We start from the raw sequence: 16,320 nt of genomic DNA, 5'->3' as shown, positions 1-16,320 counted from the left end.
GAAAGGAGGCTAACACAGTTTTGCGCAGAGACCGACTCCAATTCGGATTAGTTTCGTGAGGCTTAGCCGTTATTTCCAAATGTTGCGCTAAATCCGCTTTCATCGCCAGCGGCCAGAAGTTTGGCTTGTTCAACCCATTTGTCACGGGTGATGCGGCCCTGAAAACGGCCAAGGCCCGCATCCATACGTTCAATATCTGCCTCGCTCCAAGAGGCGATTTGTTCAAATGTTGTGATGCCTTGCTCGGCAAGCATGGTGACAAGCTTGGGCCCGACGCCCTTGATCCTTTTCAGATCGTCTCCGGCGCTTGCCGCAGGCGAGGGAGAAGCAGCCGCTTCGGGAACTGATCGTGTCGCAGGCACTGAAGCGCCAGCTTCTGCGTCCGCGATGGCAGGTGCTGCGGCTACCGCATCCGAATTGGCAAGGGCGGAGGTCTCGCCTGTGTTGATCTCGACAGAGCGCGGCGCATCGATCAGCGCCTGATTGCGAGCGGCAGGACCTGCGCCATCATCAAGAACATCGCCCTCTTTCTCGCCAATAACTTTCGTTTTGCGCGAAGCTCTGAAAATGATCCAAAGCGCGACCAAAAGCGCAAGGCCAAGCAGGATAAACGGAAGGGCTTCTTGGAAGGTGGCTGGCATAACCATGGCGCGTCTTTCAATCAGTTGAGTGTTAGCGTTGCGCCTTTAGCAGCATGGTTTGTCTGGGCGTAGTCCCTTTTTGTTGAAGGCTGATTGCGCAAAAGGAAACGGCCAGGTCTTCCGTGGGCCAAGTTTTCTGGGGGCCAGGTATTCTAAAGGTAAGCGTTGGAAGACCCGGCCGCCTATGGCTTGCCGCCAATTTAGCGGGTGCGCTCAGCCGCCGCCGCGCCGGACTGGGTTCACTGACGCTGCAAGTGCGTTCAGCTCAAGGAATTCCTGCCTCCAGAAATTGCTTTGGCGTCCGGCGAGGGTTCCGACATCTTCGTGGGTGAAGTCCATCATCATCTCATCGCCGCGAAGAAGCTGACCGTAGGCAGCGACCGCCGTTGCAAAGGCAAAGTCACCGCTTGGTGCCCGTGCGCGGGTGAAGGCGTCGCTCATCACCACCTGTTCAAGCAGGCGCGATCGGCTTCCATTTGGCAATTTGTAGCGCAGCTTAACATGCGCCGCTTCGGCAACGCGGTCAGTGGCCGCACGCTGGGGCTGGTCTTCGTAACGGCCCCCATACCTTCTGGGCGCGATCCAGCCCTTTTTGCCGGTGGGCACAACTTCGTAGATCGCGGTCACCTGGTGGCCTGCGCCAATATCGCCTGCATCCACCGCATCATTTTCGAAGTCTTCTTCGCGAAGCGCGCGGTTTTCGTATCCGACCAAGCGGTATTGCGCGATCACCGCCGGGTTGAACTCGACCTGGATTTTCACATCCTTGGCGATGGTAAAGAGGGTAGAGCTCATCTCGTCGCCCAGCACCTTCTTCGCTTCCAAAGCGCTGTCGATATAGGCGTAATTGCCGTTCCCGTGATTGGCGATCTGCTCCATCAGAGCTTCGTTGTAATTGCCTGTACCAAAGCCCAATGTGGTAAGCGTAATGCCCCGGTCGCGGTTCTTTTCGACCATCTCGACAAGGGCATCACGATCCGACACACCCACGTTAAAATCGCCATCAGTGGCAAGGATCACGCGGTTGACGCCGCCCTTGATAAAGTTGTCCTCGGCAATATTGTAGGCAAGCTCAATCCCTGCCCCGCCAGCGGTTGAGCCGCCTGCGTTGAGTTTGTTGAGTGCGCTGCGGATCTTGGCGGTGTTGTTGGTCGGCTCCAGCACGAGGCCAGCGGCTCCTGCATAAACGACGATCGACACGCGGTCCTGTTCGCCAAGCTCGCTTGCAAGCCCGGCAAGGGCAGTTTTCACCAAGGGGAGCTTGTCCGGGCTACCCATGGAGCCGGATACATCCATCAGGAACACAAGGTTCGATGCAGGTCGCTCATCCCGAGCAATATCATAACCGCGAAGGCCAACGCGCATGAGATAGGTGTCGTCATTCCAAGGCGTTTTGGCGACGTCGATATTGGTGGTGAAGGGCGTGTCGGTGCCAGATGGCTTGTCGTAATCATAGCGGAAATAGTTGATCATTTCCTCGGTTCGCACCGCATCACGCGGCGGCAAGGCCCCTTGGCGAAGGAAGCGGCGCGTGTTGGCATAGGCGCCTGTATCAACGTCCACGCTAAAGGTGCTGACGGGTTCTGCGCTGGTCAATTTGACCGGAGAGACTTCTTCACCGTCATACCGTTCGCGGCCGGGATCGCTCGGCACCATGACGGGCGGGGCGTAATAGCCATCGGCGGTCACGTTCGCCATGCGTGATCCGGTCACCACTACGGTCTCTTTTCGTGAGGGTGAAAGTACCGGAGGCGGTGGAGGCGGGGGAGGAGGCGCAACTGCGATATCGCCAGCGGTCTTGCTGCTGCCGGCAAGATCACCGCTTTCAGCTGCGCAACCAACGATCAAAAGACTAAGAACAGCAATTCCGGTAAACTTCACAAGACGCATGTCACATCCCCACAAATAACCCGTCTTCATTGGTCACCTTAAGCCCGTTAATGCCGACTGAACGTGCTGTAAGGGCGATGAAATGATGCGCTGCACAAGCATTGGAAAGCCTCAGAATTGGTATCTTCGTTCGGCGTCTGCCATGTCGCCATCGGCCTTGATTATCGCGGTCAATTTGATGCGTTCAGATCACTATCGATTGGGGCCACATTCTTACGGAACAAGACCTTGTCTGCCTCGTCGAAGCCGTACTTCCAGATGACCCAGAAGTAAGCGGCAAAGATCGCCGGGCCGCCGATGATGATCTCCACCCATTCAGGTGTGAACTCGGTAAAGATAAAGCCAACGATCACAGCGGGAGCGGCTGCCCATACCAGCGGCCAGCGCCAGTTGGAAACCGGAGCCTTAAGCAGTGTCTTGAGGACCAGGGACTTAACCAGACTGGCAACCCCAAGCGCGACAAAAAGCGCGGCTGCTGCGCCTGCTGCTTGGAAGCCCTCGGGATAACCCCAATGCTGGACCAGAAGGATGAAACCGACACTCAGCGTCCCTTGCAAGGTGATCACGCCCACTGAAATCGCAAGGTTCCGTTTGCGCGCAATGTATACCAGCACGCTTTCCGAGACGACAGCCATGGAGGCGATAACTTCGGCGGCAAGCAGGATCGCAAGCGCGCCCGTACCTCCGACGATTTCTGGACCGCCAAGCCCCATGACCGCCTCGCCAGGAATAGCGAGCGTCAAGGCAATCCCGGCCTGCAATGCAATAATCCAGAAGCCGACCTGCCGCACTTGGGACGCGATTGCATCCATATTGCCGGTCTTGAGGTTCTTGGTGATGACGGGGGCCAGGATCGGTTCAAAACTGGTTTTGAGCTTTTGCGGCAGGCTGACGACTTCCTTTGCGAACCAGTAAATGCCCACCGTACCAGCGGAGGTAAACTGACCGAGCAGGAAAACGTCCAGTAGCCGCGTGCCGCGTTCAATGACATCTGCGCCGATCAAAGGCAGTGCGCGCGAAGTCATCTTGCTGAGATAGCGTGGGCGCGGCCGCCATGCCTTGGGAAGACCATAGGTCCGGAGGAAGGAATAAAGCGCGGTGAGAAGGGCTGCATAAATCGCTGCAAGAAAAGCGAGTGCAATGCCCCCGCCAGCGAGCGCAGGGATAAAGAAGAACGCAGTGATCCCAATGGATTTGACCCAAGGCTCCACCACGGCCCGAGCGCGCACGGTCGTGGCGATATCGTAACGATACGCTTGGGCGGCGAGCAGGATTTCGGTGAGAGCGAACGCTGGGATGGCCGCAATCATCCACATGTCGAAATCGCTGCCCGTGCCGTTGGGAAAAATGATCGCTGGAAAGGTTATCAGGAGCAGGCACGCAAGGCCTGACACGACAAGCGAGACCAGCATCGCGTCAAACACAAGGTTTGCGGGCGTATCCTCGTCGGTCTCGATGCCTTCGGTAAGGCGCTGTGCCAGCCCGCGTTTTTCACCCAATGCGCAAATAAGAGCGAATATCTCAATGACGACAAAGGCCGCAGCAAATCGGCCCATTTCATCAACGCCATAAAGGCGAAATCCGACGAACAGGAACGGCAAGCCCCCCAACAATCGCAAGATAAAGCCAAGCGTATTGGTGCGCCCGCCTTTGGCGAGCGTTGCCATATCATCGCCGCCTTTATCGGGCGGGGGCGTGGTGACCGGTGTGATCGGAGGCTGGCTCACGCAATGTCCAACTGGTCGCCGGGTGTTTCGGCGGTGAGGGGACGCGCAAGAAGCGATGCGACCACTTCGCGCGGATGCTCCCCTTCAAGGATTGCGTTTACCGCTATGACAATGGGCATTGGCAGATCGCGCGTTTGGACAAGCTCTGCCAGCACCGGCGCGGTGTGCGCGCCTTCGGCAACCGTTGTGCGGTCGGCCATCAATTCGGCTGCTGATCGACCTTCGCCCAGCGCCTTTCCAAGCGAGAAATTGCGGCTGGAGGTAGACGAACACGTCAGCACAAGATCGCCAAGTCCGCACAATCCTGCGAGCGTTTCGGCTTGCGCGCCCATAGCCTCCCCAAACCGCAGCATTTCGGCATAGCCGCGTGCGATAAGAGAGGCGCGCGCGTTTTGGCCAAGGCCAAGCCCGTCGACCACGCCGCAGGCGATAGCGAGCACATTCTTGATCGACCCGCCAATTTCTGCGCCGGTCACATCGTCTGAATAATAGGGTCGGAACGCAGGCCGCGCGATTGCGGGAGAAAGGCGTTCCCACTGATCACGGCCCCCTTCGCATGCCAAAGTGACTGCGGTGGGCAGGCCGCCTGCAACCTCATGCGCGAATGTGGGGCCTGAAAGAACCGCAATCGCGCTGCCCGGCGACGCGGCGCGTGCGACATCGTTCATCAGCCGCCCGGTGCCTGCCTCGATGCCTTTTGAACAAAGCACGAGGTCGCGCGGGGCGCGGGTGAGCCCTTCGATAACGCGGCCTAAAACCTGCGCCGGGGTAACGGCAAGGACGATGTCGAGATCGGCCAATTCGCCAAGGTCGCGGGTTGCCCGAATGCTGTTGGAAAGCGCGATGCTGGGCAGATATTGCGGGTTGCGATGGTCACTGTTGATCGCCTCGACCACCTCGGGTTCGAACGCCCACAAAACGACATCGCGCCCATCTGTGCTCAGCATTTGAGCCAAGGCAGTGCCCCAGGCGCCTGCGCCAACGACGCCGATGGTTTCTTTGGTCTTCATGCCTTTACTCCCGCCCCGCGCACCGCCTCTGCATCGGGATCAAGCGGCCAACGAGGGCGCGCCTTTAAATCCAGCGGATCGCCTGCAAAATCAGGTGTCTGGATAAGCCGCTCGCAGCCAGCCCATGCGATCATCGCGGCATTGTCCGTGCACAGTTGAAGCGGCGGCGCGACAAATTGCATCTGGTGGCGGCTGGCAAGCGCTTCCAACGCGCTGCGGATCACCTGGTTGGCCGCAACGCCCCCTGCCACAACCAAAGCGGGGTGAGGGCCAGCTTGCCCAAGCGCTTTTTCCAGCCGGTCGATCAGGCAATCGACGGCGGCCTGTTGGAAGCTGGCGGCGATGTCTGCATCAGAATGATCGCCGCTTTCATGCGCGCGCAAAACTGCGCTTTTGAGGCCAGCAAAGGAGAAATGCGGTTCTTTTGATCCCTTGAGAGGGCGGGGAAGGGGCACGGATTTGGGATCACCTTCCATCGCCAGCCTCTCCACCTTTGGCCCACCGGGATAACCCAGCCCCAAAATCTTGGCCGTCTTGTCGAACGCCTCGCCCAAAGCATCGTCGATGGTGGTCGCAAGGCGGCGGTATGTTCCAACGCCTTCAACGCTCAAAATCTGGCAATGCCCGCCCGAGACGAGCAGAAGGAGATAGGGAAAGCCGAGTGTCTCGTCGGCCAAGCGCGGGGACAGCGCGTGACCTTCCAGATGGTTGACCGCGATCAACGGCTTGCCCGATGCCATCGCGAGCGCCTTCCCGCTGACAAGGCCGACCATCACCCCGCCGATGAGGCCCGGCCCTGCGGTTGCGGCAATTGCATCAACCGCGTCCAGGGACAGCCCTGCATCGCCCAACACCGCCTCAAGCATGGGGGCAAGCCGCTGTGCATGAGCGCGCGCCGCGATTTCCGGGACCACACCGCCATAGGGCGCGTGCTCTTCTTCCTGGCTTGCGATGCGCTGCGCCAGAATGCGCCGATCGGACGTAACCAAGGCCACCGCGGTTTCATCGCAGCTCGATTCAATGCCCAAAACAATGTGAGGATCAGAGCCCATGGTGCTTCCATCTAGTGTTTGTGCCCGCTAGAGCAAGCGTGACGGGAGACTTGATTGGTGAGTAATCAGACTGAACGCGCGGTAACCTTGCGTCTGGGAACACGAAATTCGCCGCTTGCAATGGCGCAGGCGTTTGAAACACGCGACCGGCTTTGCAAGGCGCACGGTTGGAGCAAGGAGCAGGTTGAGCTTGTGCCTGTTCTGGCGAGCGGCGACAAAGTGCTCGACCGGCCTCTGGCCGAAATCGGCGGTAAAGCGCTGTGGACCAAGGAGCTTGACGTTTGGCTTGGCGAGGGGCGCATTGATGTCTCTGTGCATTCGGCAAAGGATGTGGAGACGATCCGTCCCAGTCAATTCGGCTTTGGCGCGGTTTTGCCCCGGGCTGATCGGCGCGATTGCCTTGTGGGCGCGGCTAGCATTGCCGACATTCCCCAAGGCGCAGTGGTCGGCACATCGGCCCCGCGCCGTGCATCACAACTCCTCAATCTACGCCCCGATTGTGAGGTTGTGACTTTCAGAGGCAATGTCGCCACCCGGCTTGGCAAATTGAAGGCGGGCGAGGCGGATGTGACTTTCCTTGCTGCTGCTGGACTGGAGCGATTGGGCGAAAGCGCGGTCGGCGCACCGCTTGAAGTTGACGAGTGGATCCCGGCGGCGGCGCAAGGGGCAATCGTCCTTGAATGCCGTGCCGCCGACGAAGCGACCAAGGCTATGCTTGCCGCAATTGACGATCATGGAACGCGGGTCGAGCTTGAGGCGGAGCGTGCGCTTCTGGCTGAGCTTGGCGGCACGTGCCACTCGCCTATCGCTGTTTTGTGCCAGCCAGGAGGCGAGGGTTTGACCATGCGTGCGGCTCTCTTCAGCCCCGATGGAACCGAACGGATCGAGGGTGAGGCCGTGTTCGACGCGCTCGATTTGGCTCCTGTCAAAGCGCTTGCCAAGGACCTTTTGGCGCGTGCAACGCCGGGTATCGCTCCGCATTTTGGCGGCGCGTCTTAAGGCGGTTACCATGAGCGGCATGATCCTTGTCGTGCGGCCTGAGCCCGGTCTTGGCGCGACGCTTGCGGCCGCCTCGGACATGGGGCTCAATGCGATTGGTTATCCACTTTTTGAAATCCGGCCCTGCACTTGGGACTGCCCGCAAGCGGACCGGGTGGACGCGCTTTTGAGCGGGAGCGCGAATGTTTTTCGTCATGGCGGCAAGGCTCTGGCAAGGCTCACTGAAAAACCTGTTTACGCCGTTGGCAACGCCACCGCCGATGCGGCGCGCGATGCCGGGTTTAGCGTTGCTGCGGTTGGCTCTGGCGGGTTGCAAAATGTCTTGAACACCATCCCTTCTGGCACTCGATTGTTACGATTGGCGGGCGCAGAGCATGTACCGCTCGAAACTCCCGAAGGCGTCGAAATGGACACGCGCATCGTTTACGAAGCGGTCCCGATGGAATTGCCCGAACCCTTGCGCGCAATCCAGGAATTGGGGCTCACCGTCCTGCTTCACTCTGCTGCCGCTGCGCGTCAATTCGATGCCGAAGCGCGCCGCATGGCGCTCCATCGCGGGCGTATCACCCTTATCGCAATCGGTCCCCGCGTCGCTTCAGCTGCGGGCAAGGGATGGGCCGATATCCACGTCTGCGACACCCCAAATGATGCCGCAATGTTGGTATTGGCGCGCTCAATGTGCATATAGAAGGGACAAACCCGCAATTTCTTCGGGCAAAACACGATAAAACACACCGAAGAGATCAAAAGAACGGGCACGCAAGGTAACCGACGATGGACTCAAAATTTGGCAGCCGAAAGAAGCCATCCTCTATGAGGGGTGTCTTGTTTGCCGCTTTGGCCTCTTTTGGCTTTGGCGGCGCTTTGGCCGGCTATATTGTGTGGTACAATCTTCAACCCGATGAGCCGAGCCTTACCGCTCAGCAGGGTACCCCGGATTTGCCAGCGGCGTCTCCTGTTGAAGGCGAAGGCTCGCCCACTCCTAGCGCGACTGTGTCTGCTTCCCCTACGCCTTTGGCAGAGGCGGTTGCCGCGCTTGAAGAAGGCGATGCCGAAGGCGCGGCAGAGGTCGTGCGCGGTGTTGTCGACCAACAAGGTGGCATTGATCAACGCTTGGCAGCGGCAGAACAGCGGCTCGCACGGCTTGATCTTCAGGCTCAGGCGGCGGCTGGAAATGCGGCGCGCGCAGAAGGTTTGCTGATTGCTTTTGCCACGCGGCGTGCAGTCGAGCGGGGGGCAGAGCTTGGCTATCTCGCTGACCAATTGCGCCTGCGCTTTTCCGACCAATGGCCCAATGCGGTCAGCACCATCATCAGCTTTTCTCGCAACCCCTTGCGCATCGATAATCTCACTGCGCGTCTTGACGGGCTTGGTCCCCAATTGGTGAAGACGGAGGAAGGGCTGAGCTGGACGAGGGTTCGGCGCGAGATTGGTGAACTTTTCGTAATACGCCGTGAAAGCACGCCTTCGCCTCAGCCCCAGCTTCGCTTGCAACGGGCGCGCACCGCGCTTGAACAGGGGCGGTATCAAAACGCGATTGATGAGATCAAAGGCATGCCGGGCGCCGCACAGGCCGAGGCATGGATCGCCGATGCAGAACGCTACAAGGCCGCGATGGAAGCGCTTGAAGTGATCGAAACCGCAGCGGTTCTTGATCAAAGCGGGCTTCGCGACGGGGCGGGCAATGTGGTCAGCCAGCCAAGTCCGGTTGACGGCGATAATTAGGCTGTAAATCCGTAAAATTTCCCCAAGGTGGCGAACGCAAAATGGCACCCTATGAGACACATGTGTCTCATAGGATTGTCCTACATCCTCCCAAGGCATTGTTTTCAAGGGCTAAAAATTTTAACCCTATGAGACACATCACAAAAAGAATTGCGCCAAAAGAATTTTGAGCGGGTATGAAGTTTTGAAAGAGCGAAGCGCCAAGTATGACGCAGCTCTTGGATGTAGGAAAGGCGTGGCTTACGCTTTCAAAAGCTCCGGCAAATCGCCTGAAACACCGCGCGCTTCGTCCATGAAGAAGGTTTTGAGCATGGGCGTGCGCTGGACCGCTGCCATGCCAAGGCGGCGAACCGCGCTGGCGGCACCGGTTGGCACTCCGAAAATGCGGGTCAGGCCATCGGTTGCAAGCGCCACCATAAAGCTGTCGAGCCCGCGCCATGTTTCATAGCGTTTCAAATTCTCCGGATCGCCCGGATCAAGCCCAAGGCGCGCACCTTCGACGAGAACCTGTACCAAAGCGCCGACATCGCGAAGGCCAAGGTTGAGACCCTGTCCCGCAATCGGGTGAATGCCGTGTCCTGCATCCCCGATTAAGGCAAGGCGTTCGTCGGTGATTTTCGCGGTGTGGTGAAAGCCCAATGGATAGCTTGACCGTGCGCCAACGCTGGTCACATCGCCAAGCACGCCTTTCATGCGTTTTTCAATCTCGGCGATGAAAGCGCGGTCGCCGAGTTTTGTAACGCCCTTGCCGTCTGCTTCCGATACCGTCCAGACAAGGCTTGATCGGTGAGTGCCGTCCGCATCATCCTTCATCGGCAGAAGCGCGAAGGGGCCAGCGGGATAGAAGATTTCCCAGGCGACATTGCCATGCGGCTTTGAATGGGTGAGCCCGGCGATAATCGCGCGGTGTTTGTAATCCCATTTCGCAATCGTGATCCCGGCCTCATCGCGGGTGGGCGACTGACGCCCTTCGGCGGCAATCATCAAGCGGCCTTTCAGCTTGCGCCCGTCATCCAGAACGGCAGCAACGCCAAATTCGCTGCGCTCGCGCTCGACAATTTCCGCTTTGGGCACCCAATTGATCAGAGGTTCTTTGGCAGCGGCCTCAAACAGGGCCAAGCGCAGGCGGCGATTGGGGAACATGCGGCCCAAGGTTCCCTCATGCGGTTCAGGGGTGAAATCGAGGCGGCCCGGCTTGTTCTGATCGGTCACTGCAATGCTGGCGATGTCGCAGGCGAACGGTTCGAGATAATCGGCAATCCCGATATTGGTGAACATATGCCAGCTTGCCGTGGAGATCGCGGTGGCGCGGTCGTCAAAACCTTCTTTGGTAAGCTCTGCCGGGTCCGCGCGGTCGATCACATGGCTGGAAATACCCTGACGCGCAGCCGAAAGGGCAAGGGCCATGCCGACAAGGCCGCCGCCAAGGATCAAAAGGTCACGGGTTTCAGAATCTGCGTTATTGCTCATTTATGCCTCGTAACCCTTCAAGTGTTCTTTGCGAAGACCAACTATATCGCTAGGGCCTAAATAGGTTCACCCACCAACCAGAGGCAAGCCGTGTTCGCTGCATCCCCATTTGCAATTCATGCATGGTTTAAAGCCCTTTTGCTGGCAATTGCGGCGCTTTTGGCGTTTCCGACGGCGTTGTGGGCGCAAGAGGTGGACGCTGAGCGCGAGCGGGCTCTGACCCGGATAGAGCGCGCGGGCGATGACCGGATTTCGGTCGATCTGTTCGCTGATGGTGCACCGCGTGCGGGCGAGACTTGGATGCTGGCCCTGCGATTTACGCCAAGCGCGCCGGAATGGCATGGCTATTGGGCAAATCCGGGTGATGCAGGGCTGGGGATGCAGCTGGAGCTTGATCTGCCAGAAGGCTGGCAAGCGGGCGAGGCATTGTATCCCGTGCCCAAAAGGCTCCTGATCGCAGAGCTGATGAACCACATTTACGAAGGCGAATATGCGGTTCTGGTGCCTGTTAAGGTGCCAGCGGACGCAGTGATCGAGGGTATCCCCGAGGTCACTGGCATAGTCGAATACCTTGCCTGCACAGACGAAATTTGCGTGCCACAGGGTGCGGCGTTTAGCGCAGGGCAGGCCGGTGTCCTGGGTGGAGATTTTGCGCGTTGGCGTGCTGAAGTCGCGCCCATGCTGGATGCGAGCGCGACCTTTACTGTGACCGATGGGGCGTTGCGTCTCGGCATCCCTTTGCCGGGAAGCGTGGAGCTTTCCGACCCGCACGTCTTTATCGCCAACACCCAATTGGTGGACTACGCCCCGTTCCAAAACTTCTGGCGCGATGGCGACCGATTGGTTGTCGAAATCCCCTTAAGCGAATTCGGCACAGGCGAAGCGGAGCGGGTTGAGGGCATTCTTGCCTTTGACGAACAGACAGGCGTTCGCTTTGTCGCGGCGCGCGGCGAGGTCGCGGTCGGTGGGGAGCGGCTGGTGGTGATGAACAGCGCTGAGGGCGCGGCCCCGCCTTTGTGGACTCTCATCCTGGGCGCGCTTGTGGGCGGGCTAATCCTCAACATCATGCCTTGTGTCTTTCCAATCCTCAGCCTCAAGGCGATCAGCCTCGCGCGTGCTGGCGGAGGCGAGGCCGAGGCGAGGGCGGAAGGGCTCGCTTACACTGCCGGCGTGGTGCTGGCTTGTGTGGCGCTGGGCGGGATTATGCTGGCCCTTCGCGCTGCGGGAGAGCAGGTCGGCTGGGCGTTCCAATTGCAAAGCCCCGGCGTTGTGATCGTGCTTCTGGTGCTCGCCACGGTTATCACTCTGAACTTTGCCGGCATTTTTGAGCTTCCCAGCGTGGATACAGGCGGGGGCCACGGGCGAAGCGCATTTGCCACCGGGCTTCTCGCAGCCGTTGCCGCGACGCCGTGCACAGGGCCATTTATGGCAGCAGCTTTGGGCGCAGCTTTGTTGCTTCCAACACCATTGGCGCTGCTGTTGTTTGCGATGCTGGGACTTGGGCTGGCGCTGCCGTTCCTCCTCATCGGCTTTGTCCCCCCCTTGCGCAAAATGTTGCCAAAGCCCGGTGCGTGGATGGAGACGTTCCGCCGCGCAATGGCAATTCCCATGGGGCTCACCGCGCTGGCGCTGATCTGGTTGACGGTGCAGCTTGGTGGACGCGGGTTTGGCGGTTTTGCGCTGGTGATGCTGTTCGGGATTGTGCTTGCGCTGTTTATCGTCGGACGTTTGCAGCAGGCGGGCAAAATGGCCTGGCCCGCCTTTGGCCTTGTGGTTGCGCCCTTCCTCATTTTCGGAGCCTTCGCGCTGCCCTATGCCTATGCGCCGCCGTCACGCGACCTTTCGGCCTCCTTGCTCGAACCCCAAGCCTTCAGCCGTGAGGCATTGGCCGAGGCGCGCAATTCAGGTCAGCCGGTGTTCGTGTGGTTCACCGCCGATTGGTGCGTCACCTGCAAGGTCAATGAAAGCGTCGCGATCGAGCGCGAGGCAACGGCGCAAGCTTTTGCCGATGCAGGCGTTGTCGCGATTGTGGGGGATTGGACCGTGCGCGATGAAGAAATTACGCAGTTCCTGACCGAGCAAGGCGCAGCAGGCGTGCCGCTCTACCTGTGGTATGAGCCGGGCGTCGCAGAGCCGGAGCAATTGCCGCAGGTTCTCACCCCTGAAATGTTGAGCGAGCGGGCCCAAAAAGATCGTTAGCGCGGGAGCGGTGACGCTTCCTCGTCCGCTACCTCTTCGGGGGGAGCGTCTTCGGCGACGGCTGCCTCCTCAATCGCGGTGCCGTCCTGGCAAGCCTTGATCAAAAGGCCCGGTAATGCGCTCGGGTTCAAGGTCACCATGCCAGCGCCCGGCACGGTTGATGTCAGTTCGCGTGGCCCCAGAAGCGGAGCCCACGCATCATCGCTAGCATCAAGGCTACCTTGCCAGAACATGTCCTCGCCCACTTCGCTCGCATCCACCGCAATGCGTCCGATATGGCCGTTGCCCACAAGCGCCAGAAGCGCACCAGCTCCTTCGTCAGCAGAGGCAAAGCGCGAGATTTCGACCTGCGGGGCACTTGCCTCGGGGCTCTCGATGCACGCCAATGCGAGGAGAGCCGGGTCGCCCGGAACGCCATAAATGATCCGTTTGTCGGACCGTGTGGAAAGCGCCCACACCGCGCCTTCGGTCTCAGGCGAGGGCAGCGGTTCAGAGGCAAAAGTCGGCTCAGCCTCAGGCATATCGCGCAGCATACCCGCGTCCGTCGGAGGCGGTTTGCACGCGGTCGCCAGAAGCAAAGGGGCGAGGAGAGGTATGAATGCGAGCAACCTCACGGCTTACCACCCATAAACTTCGTCCGTTTCTTGCCGTAGCGTGTGTTTCGCGTGCCAGCGCGGCCTGCATCAGAACGGCCAACCCTTGGCGCTTTTTTCTCAGTGTCCGGCAGGCCCAGCTCATCATTCTCAAGCCGCCGGATTTCATCGCGAAGGCGGCCTGCTTCTTCGAACTCGAGGTTGGCCGCTGCATCGCGCATCCGTTTTTCGAGGTCTTCGATGTAGGCGCGAAGATTGTGGCCCACGAGATTGTTGGTCGCATCGTCTTCCAGATCGACGGTGACGCCATCTTGGCTGGCGGTGTGGGCGACGATGTCGGCGATGTCGCGTTTGATCGTCGTCGGCGTGATCCCGTGCTCTTCGTTATAGGCGCGCTGTTTTTCGCGGCGGCGGTCGGTTTCGGCCATCGCGCGCTCCATGCTGCCCGTGATGCGATCAGCGTAAAGGATCACCCGGCCATCGACGTTACGCGCCGCGCGGCCAATGGTTTGAACAAGGCTTGTTTCTGAGCGAAGGAACCCTTCTTTATCCGCGTCCAGAATAGCGACCAATCCGCATTCGGGGATGTCGAGCCCTTCGCGCAGCAGGTTGATGCCGATCAGCACATCATAGACCCCCATGCGCAGGTCACGGATAAGCTCGATCCGCTCCAAAGTCTCCACATCGGAGTGCATATAGCGAACGCGAACGCCCGCTTCGTGCATGAATTCGGTGAGGTCTTCGGCCATCCGCTTGGTCAGGGTTGTGACAAGTGTGCGATACCCCTTTTTGGCGGTCGCAAGGCATTCCTGGATGCAATCCTGCACCTGATCTTCGACGGGGCGGATTTCGACCGGCGGGTCGATCAGGCCGGTTGGGCGGATGACTTGCTCGGCAAACACGCCGCCGGTCTGTTCAATCTCCCACGGACCCGGAGTGGCCGAGACGCAGAAGGTTTGCGGGCGCATCGCGTCCCATTCGTTGAACCGAAGCGGACGATTGTCGATGCAGGACGGCAGGCGGAAGCCATATTCCGCCAGAGTGATTTTGCGGCGGTGGTCGCCCTTTGCCATGGCACCGATTTGCGGCACGGTCTGGTGACTTTCATCCACGAAAAGGAGCGCATTTTCGGGCAGGTATTCAAACAGTGTGGGCGGCGGCTCCCCTGGAAGGCGTCCGGTGAGGAAGCGGCTGTAATTCTCGATCCCATTGCAAGAGCCGGTCGCCGCAATCATCTCAAGATCGAAATGGGTGCGCTGTTCAAGCCGTTGATGCTCCAACAATTGCCCTTCGGCCTCAAGCTCTTTCAAACGCTCCGCCAGTTCAAATTTGATCGCTTCGGCGGCCTGCTTCATCGTCGGCCCCGGCGTCACATAGTGCGAGTTTGCATAGACCCGAACACGGTCCAGTTTTGCGCCGGTCTTGCCCGTCAACGGGTCAAATTCCGCAATCTCTTCAATCTCGTCCCCGAAAAAGCTGATACGCCACGCCATGTCTTCATAGTGGCTTGGGAAAAGCTCCAGATTGTCGCCGCGCACCCGGAAACACCCTCGGGTAAAGGCGGCATCGTTGCGTTTATACTGAAGGGCGACGAGCTTTCGGATAAGCTCGCGCTGATCGACGCTTTCATCTTTTTTGATGTCGAAGATCATCGCTGAATATGTCTCGACCGATCCGATACCGTAAAGGCACGAGACAGAGGCCACGATCACCACATCGTCGCGTTCAAGCAGAGCGCGCGTTGCAGAGTGCCGCATGCGGTCGATCGCCTCGTTCACGCTCGACTCTTTCTCGATATAAGTGTCGGAGCGCGGGACGTAGGCCTCGGGCTGATAATAGTCGTAGTAGGAGACGAAATACTCGACCGCGTTTTCGGGGAAGAAGCTTTTCATCTCCCCATATAATTGCGCGGCGAGAATTTTGTTGGGCGCAAGGATGAGCGCAGGGCGCTGCAATTCATTGATGACGCTCGCCATCGTAAAGGTCTTGCCCGAGCCGGTGACGCCCAAAAGCGTTTGCGTCTGTTCGCCCTCGCGCGCACCCGCGACAAGTTCCGCAATTGCCGTAGGTTGGTCGCCAGCGGGCTCATAATCCGAGACCAGCTTGAACGGTTTTCCCGGCATCGACTTTTCCGGCCGTGCGGGGCGGTGGGGGGTGAAATCTTCGCCTGTTTCGGGCTCTTGAAGGCCTCTTCGGATAACCAGTTCGCTCATGCGAACAGATATGGTACACGATAAGCCTGTTGTGAAGCGCGGATGAGCGCTCTATCCCTCGTGCATATGCAATGAGGGAAGGACTTCTCAAAATGACTATGACAAAATTCTTGGGCGCAGGCCTGCTTGCATCGGCTTTTGCGCTTGCCGCGTGCGGCGGTGCGCCCGATGCGGATGCGGACGGTGACGGCACGATCAGCCAGAAAGAGGCCGAGGCTGTGCTTGCCAATTCAGATCTGACCATCAAGCCCGGCGAGTGGGAAAACACGGTCGAGTTCGTCGATATCGAATTTGACGCAAGCCAGTTGCCGGCCGAAGCGCGCGGTATGATCGGGCCGATGATTGATGCGATGCGCGGCCAAAAGAACACGACCAAATCATGCGTCACCGAAGAACAGGCAAAAGAGCCAGCGGCTGAAATGTTCTCAGGCAGTGATGCAGCCGATTGCGAGTATGAAAAATTTGAGTTCGCGGGTGGTTCGATCGACATGGCGATGTCGTGCACCGACCCCACTTCGGGCACCGCAAAGATCATCAACAAGGGCACCTATGACGAAGACAGCTATGCCATGGCGATGGATATCTCCATGGAGGGTTCTGAGATGGGCGCGATGAAGATCAAAGCGAAAAGCGAAGGCAAGCGTCTGGGCGAATGCGCTAAATAGCTTTTGCGATGAATTGCATGAGGAGGCGGCCAGATCGATCTGGCCGCCTTTTTCGTGCGCAATGCTATTTCGTGCGCAATGCTATAGTGTATGCTTCGATGTCTGTTTCATTGGGCGTTCACCCGATGAGAGTATA

The 16,320-nt window shown here is 59.1% G+C and carries 13 protein-coding genes; 5 read left to right on the top strand and 8 right to left on the bottom strand.

The features are described from left to right. Positions 1-62: 62 nt before the first annotated feature. The 5 genes from EH31_RS04815 to tsaD form a co-directional block, all read right to left on the bottom strand. On the bottom strand, positions 63-641 hold the full coding sequence (locus EH31_RS04815) for a helix-hairpin-helix domain-containing protein (RefSeq protein ID WP_034959018.1): 579 nt from the start codon (positions 639-641) through the stop codon (positions 63-65). A gap of 213 nt (positions 642-854) precedes the next feature. Next, a complete protein-coding gene (locus tag EH31_RS04810; protein WP_034958397.1) occupies positions 855-2,531 on the bottom strand; it encodes a vWA domain-containing protein in 1,677 nt (558 codons plus the stop codon). A gap of 170 nt (positions 2,532-2,701) precedes the next feature. Next, positions 2,702-4,198, bottom strand: coding sequence for a lipopolysaccharide biosynthesis protein (locus EH31_RS04805; protein ID WP_051698999.1), 1,497 nt, complete (start codon positions 4,196-4,198; stop codon positions 2,702-2,704). Between the two features lie 56 nt (positions 4,199-4,254). Further along, positions 4,255-5,268 (bottom strand): NAD(P)H-dependent glycerol-3-phosphate dehydrogenase, encoded by a 1,014-nt coding sequence (locus tag EH31_RS04800; protein ID WP_034958395.1) that lies wholly within the window; start codon positions 5,266-5,268, stop codon positions 4,255-4,257. After that, on the bottom strand, positions 5,265-6,320 hold the full coding sequence (gene tsaD, locus EH31_RS04795; protein ID WP_034958394.1) for a tRNA (adenosine(37)-N6)-threonylcarbamoyltransferase complex transferase subunit TsaD: 1,056 nt from the start codon (positions 6,318-6,320) through the stop codon (positions 5,265-5,267). The genes EH31_RS04800 and tsaD overlap by 4 nt, the downstream gene beginning before the upstream one ends. Positions 6,321-6,407: 87 nt before the next feature. Here tsaD and hemC point away from each other — a divergent pair, with 87 nt between their 5' ends. The 3 genes from hemC (at position 6,408) to EH31_RS04780 (ending at position 9,044) form a co-directional block, all read left to right on the top strand. Beyond that, positions 6,408-7,319, top strand: coding sequence for a hydroxymethylbilane synthase (hemC, locus tag EH31_RS04790; RefSeq protein WP_081853254.1), 912 nt, complete (start codon positions 6,408-6,410; stop codon positions 7,317-7,319). Between the two features lie 10 nt (positions 7,320-7,329). After that, complete coding sequence (locus tag EH31_RS04785) at positions 7,330-8,007, top strand: uroporphyrinogen-III synthase (RefSeq protein WP_034958392.1); 678 nt, start codon at positions 7,330-7,332, stop codon at positions 8,005-8,007. Positions 8,008-8,132: 125 nt separating this feature from the next. Further along, positions 8,133-9,044, top strand: coding sequence for a hypothetical protein (locus EH31_RS04780; RefSeq protein ID WP_241765824.1), 912 nt, complete (start codon positions 8,133-8,135; stop codon positions 9,042-9,044). A 240-nt stretch (positions 9,045-9,284) separates the two neighbouring features. On the opposite strand, the gene EH31_RS04775 is transcribed toward EH31_RS04780, so the two are convergent. Next, on the bottom strand, positions 9,285-10,514 hold the full coding sequence (locus tag EH31_RS04775; protein ID WP_034958389.1) for an FAD-dependent monooxygenase: 1,230 nt from the start codon (positions 10,512-10,514) through the stop codon (positions 9,285-9,287). 90 nt (positions 10,515-10,604) lie between these two features. Between EH31_RS04775 and EH31_RS04770 the strand changes: the two genes are divergently transcribed. Continuing rightward, positions 10,605-12,713: a protein-disulfide reductase DsbD family protein gene (locus tag EH31_RS04770; RefSeq protein WP_241765823.1), complete on the top strand. Its 2,109-nt coding sequence runs from the start codon at positions 10,605-10,607 to the stop codon at positions 12,711-12,713. Here EH31_RS04770 and EH31_RS04765 read toward each other — a convergent pair. Together EH31_RS04765 and uvrB are read right to left on the bottom strand one after the other, a co-directional pair. Next, the gene (locus tag EH31_RS04765) at positions 12,710-13,246 is read right to left on the bottom strand and encodes a hypothetical protein (RefSeq protein WP_152553454.1); all 537 of its coding nucleotides are present in this window, start codon (positions 13,244-13,246) and stop codon (positions 12,710-12,712) included. The genes EH31_RS04770 and EH31_RS04765 overlap by 4 nt on opposite strands. Positions 13,247-13,323: 77 nt before the next feature. Next, positions 13,324-15,519 carry an excinuclease ABC subunit UvrB gene (gene uvrB / locus EH31_RS04760; RefSeq protein WP_034958385.1) on the bottom strand — a complete coding sequence of 732 codons (2,196 nt, stop codon included), beginning with the start codon at positions 15,517-15,519 and terminating at the stop codon, positions 13,324-13,326. 92 nt (positions 15,520-15,611) lie between these two features. Between uvrB and EH31_RS16735 the strand changes: the two genes are divergently transcribed. After that, a complete protein-coding gene (locus EH31_RS16735; protein ID WP_161782124.1) occupies positions 15,612-16,184 on the top strand; it encodes a DUF3617 domain-containing protein in 573 nt (190 codons plus the stop codon). The last annotated feature ends 136 nt before the right edge of the window (positions 16,185-16,320 follow it).

Origin of the sequence: Erythrobacter longus, assembly GCF_000715015.1 — a bacterium.
Taxonomy (GTDB): Bacteria; Pseudomonadota; Alphaproteobacteria; order Sphingomonadales; family Sphingomonadaceae; genus Erythrobacter; species Erythrobacter longus.
This window is presented reverse-complemented; position numbering and strand designations above follow the sequence as displayed.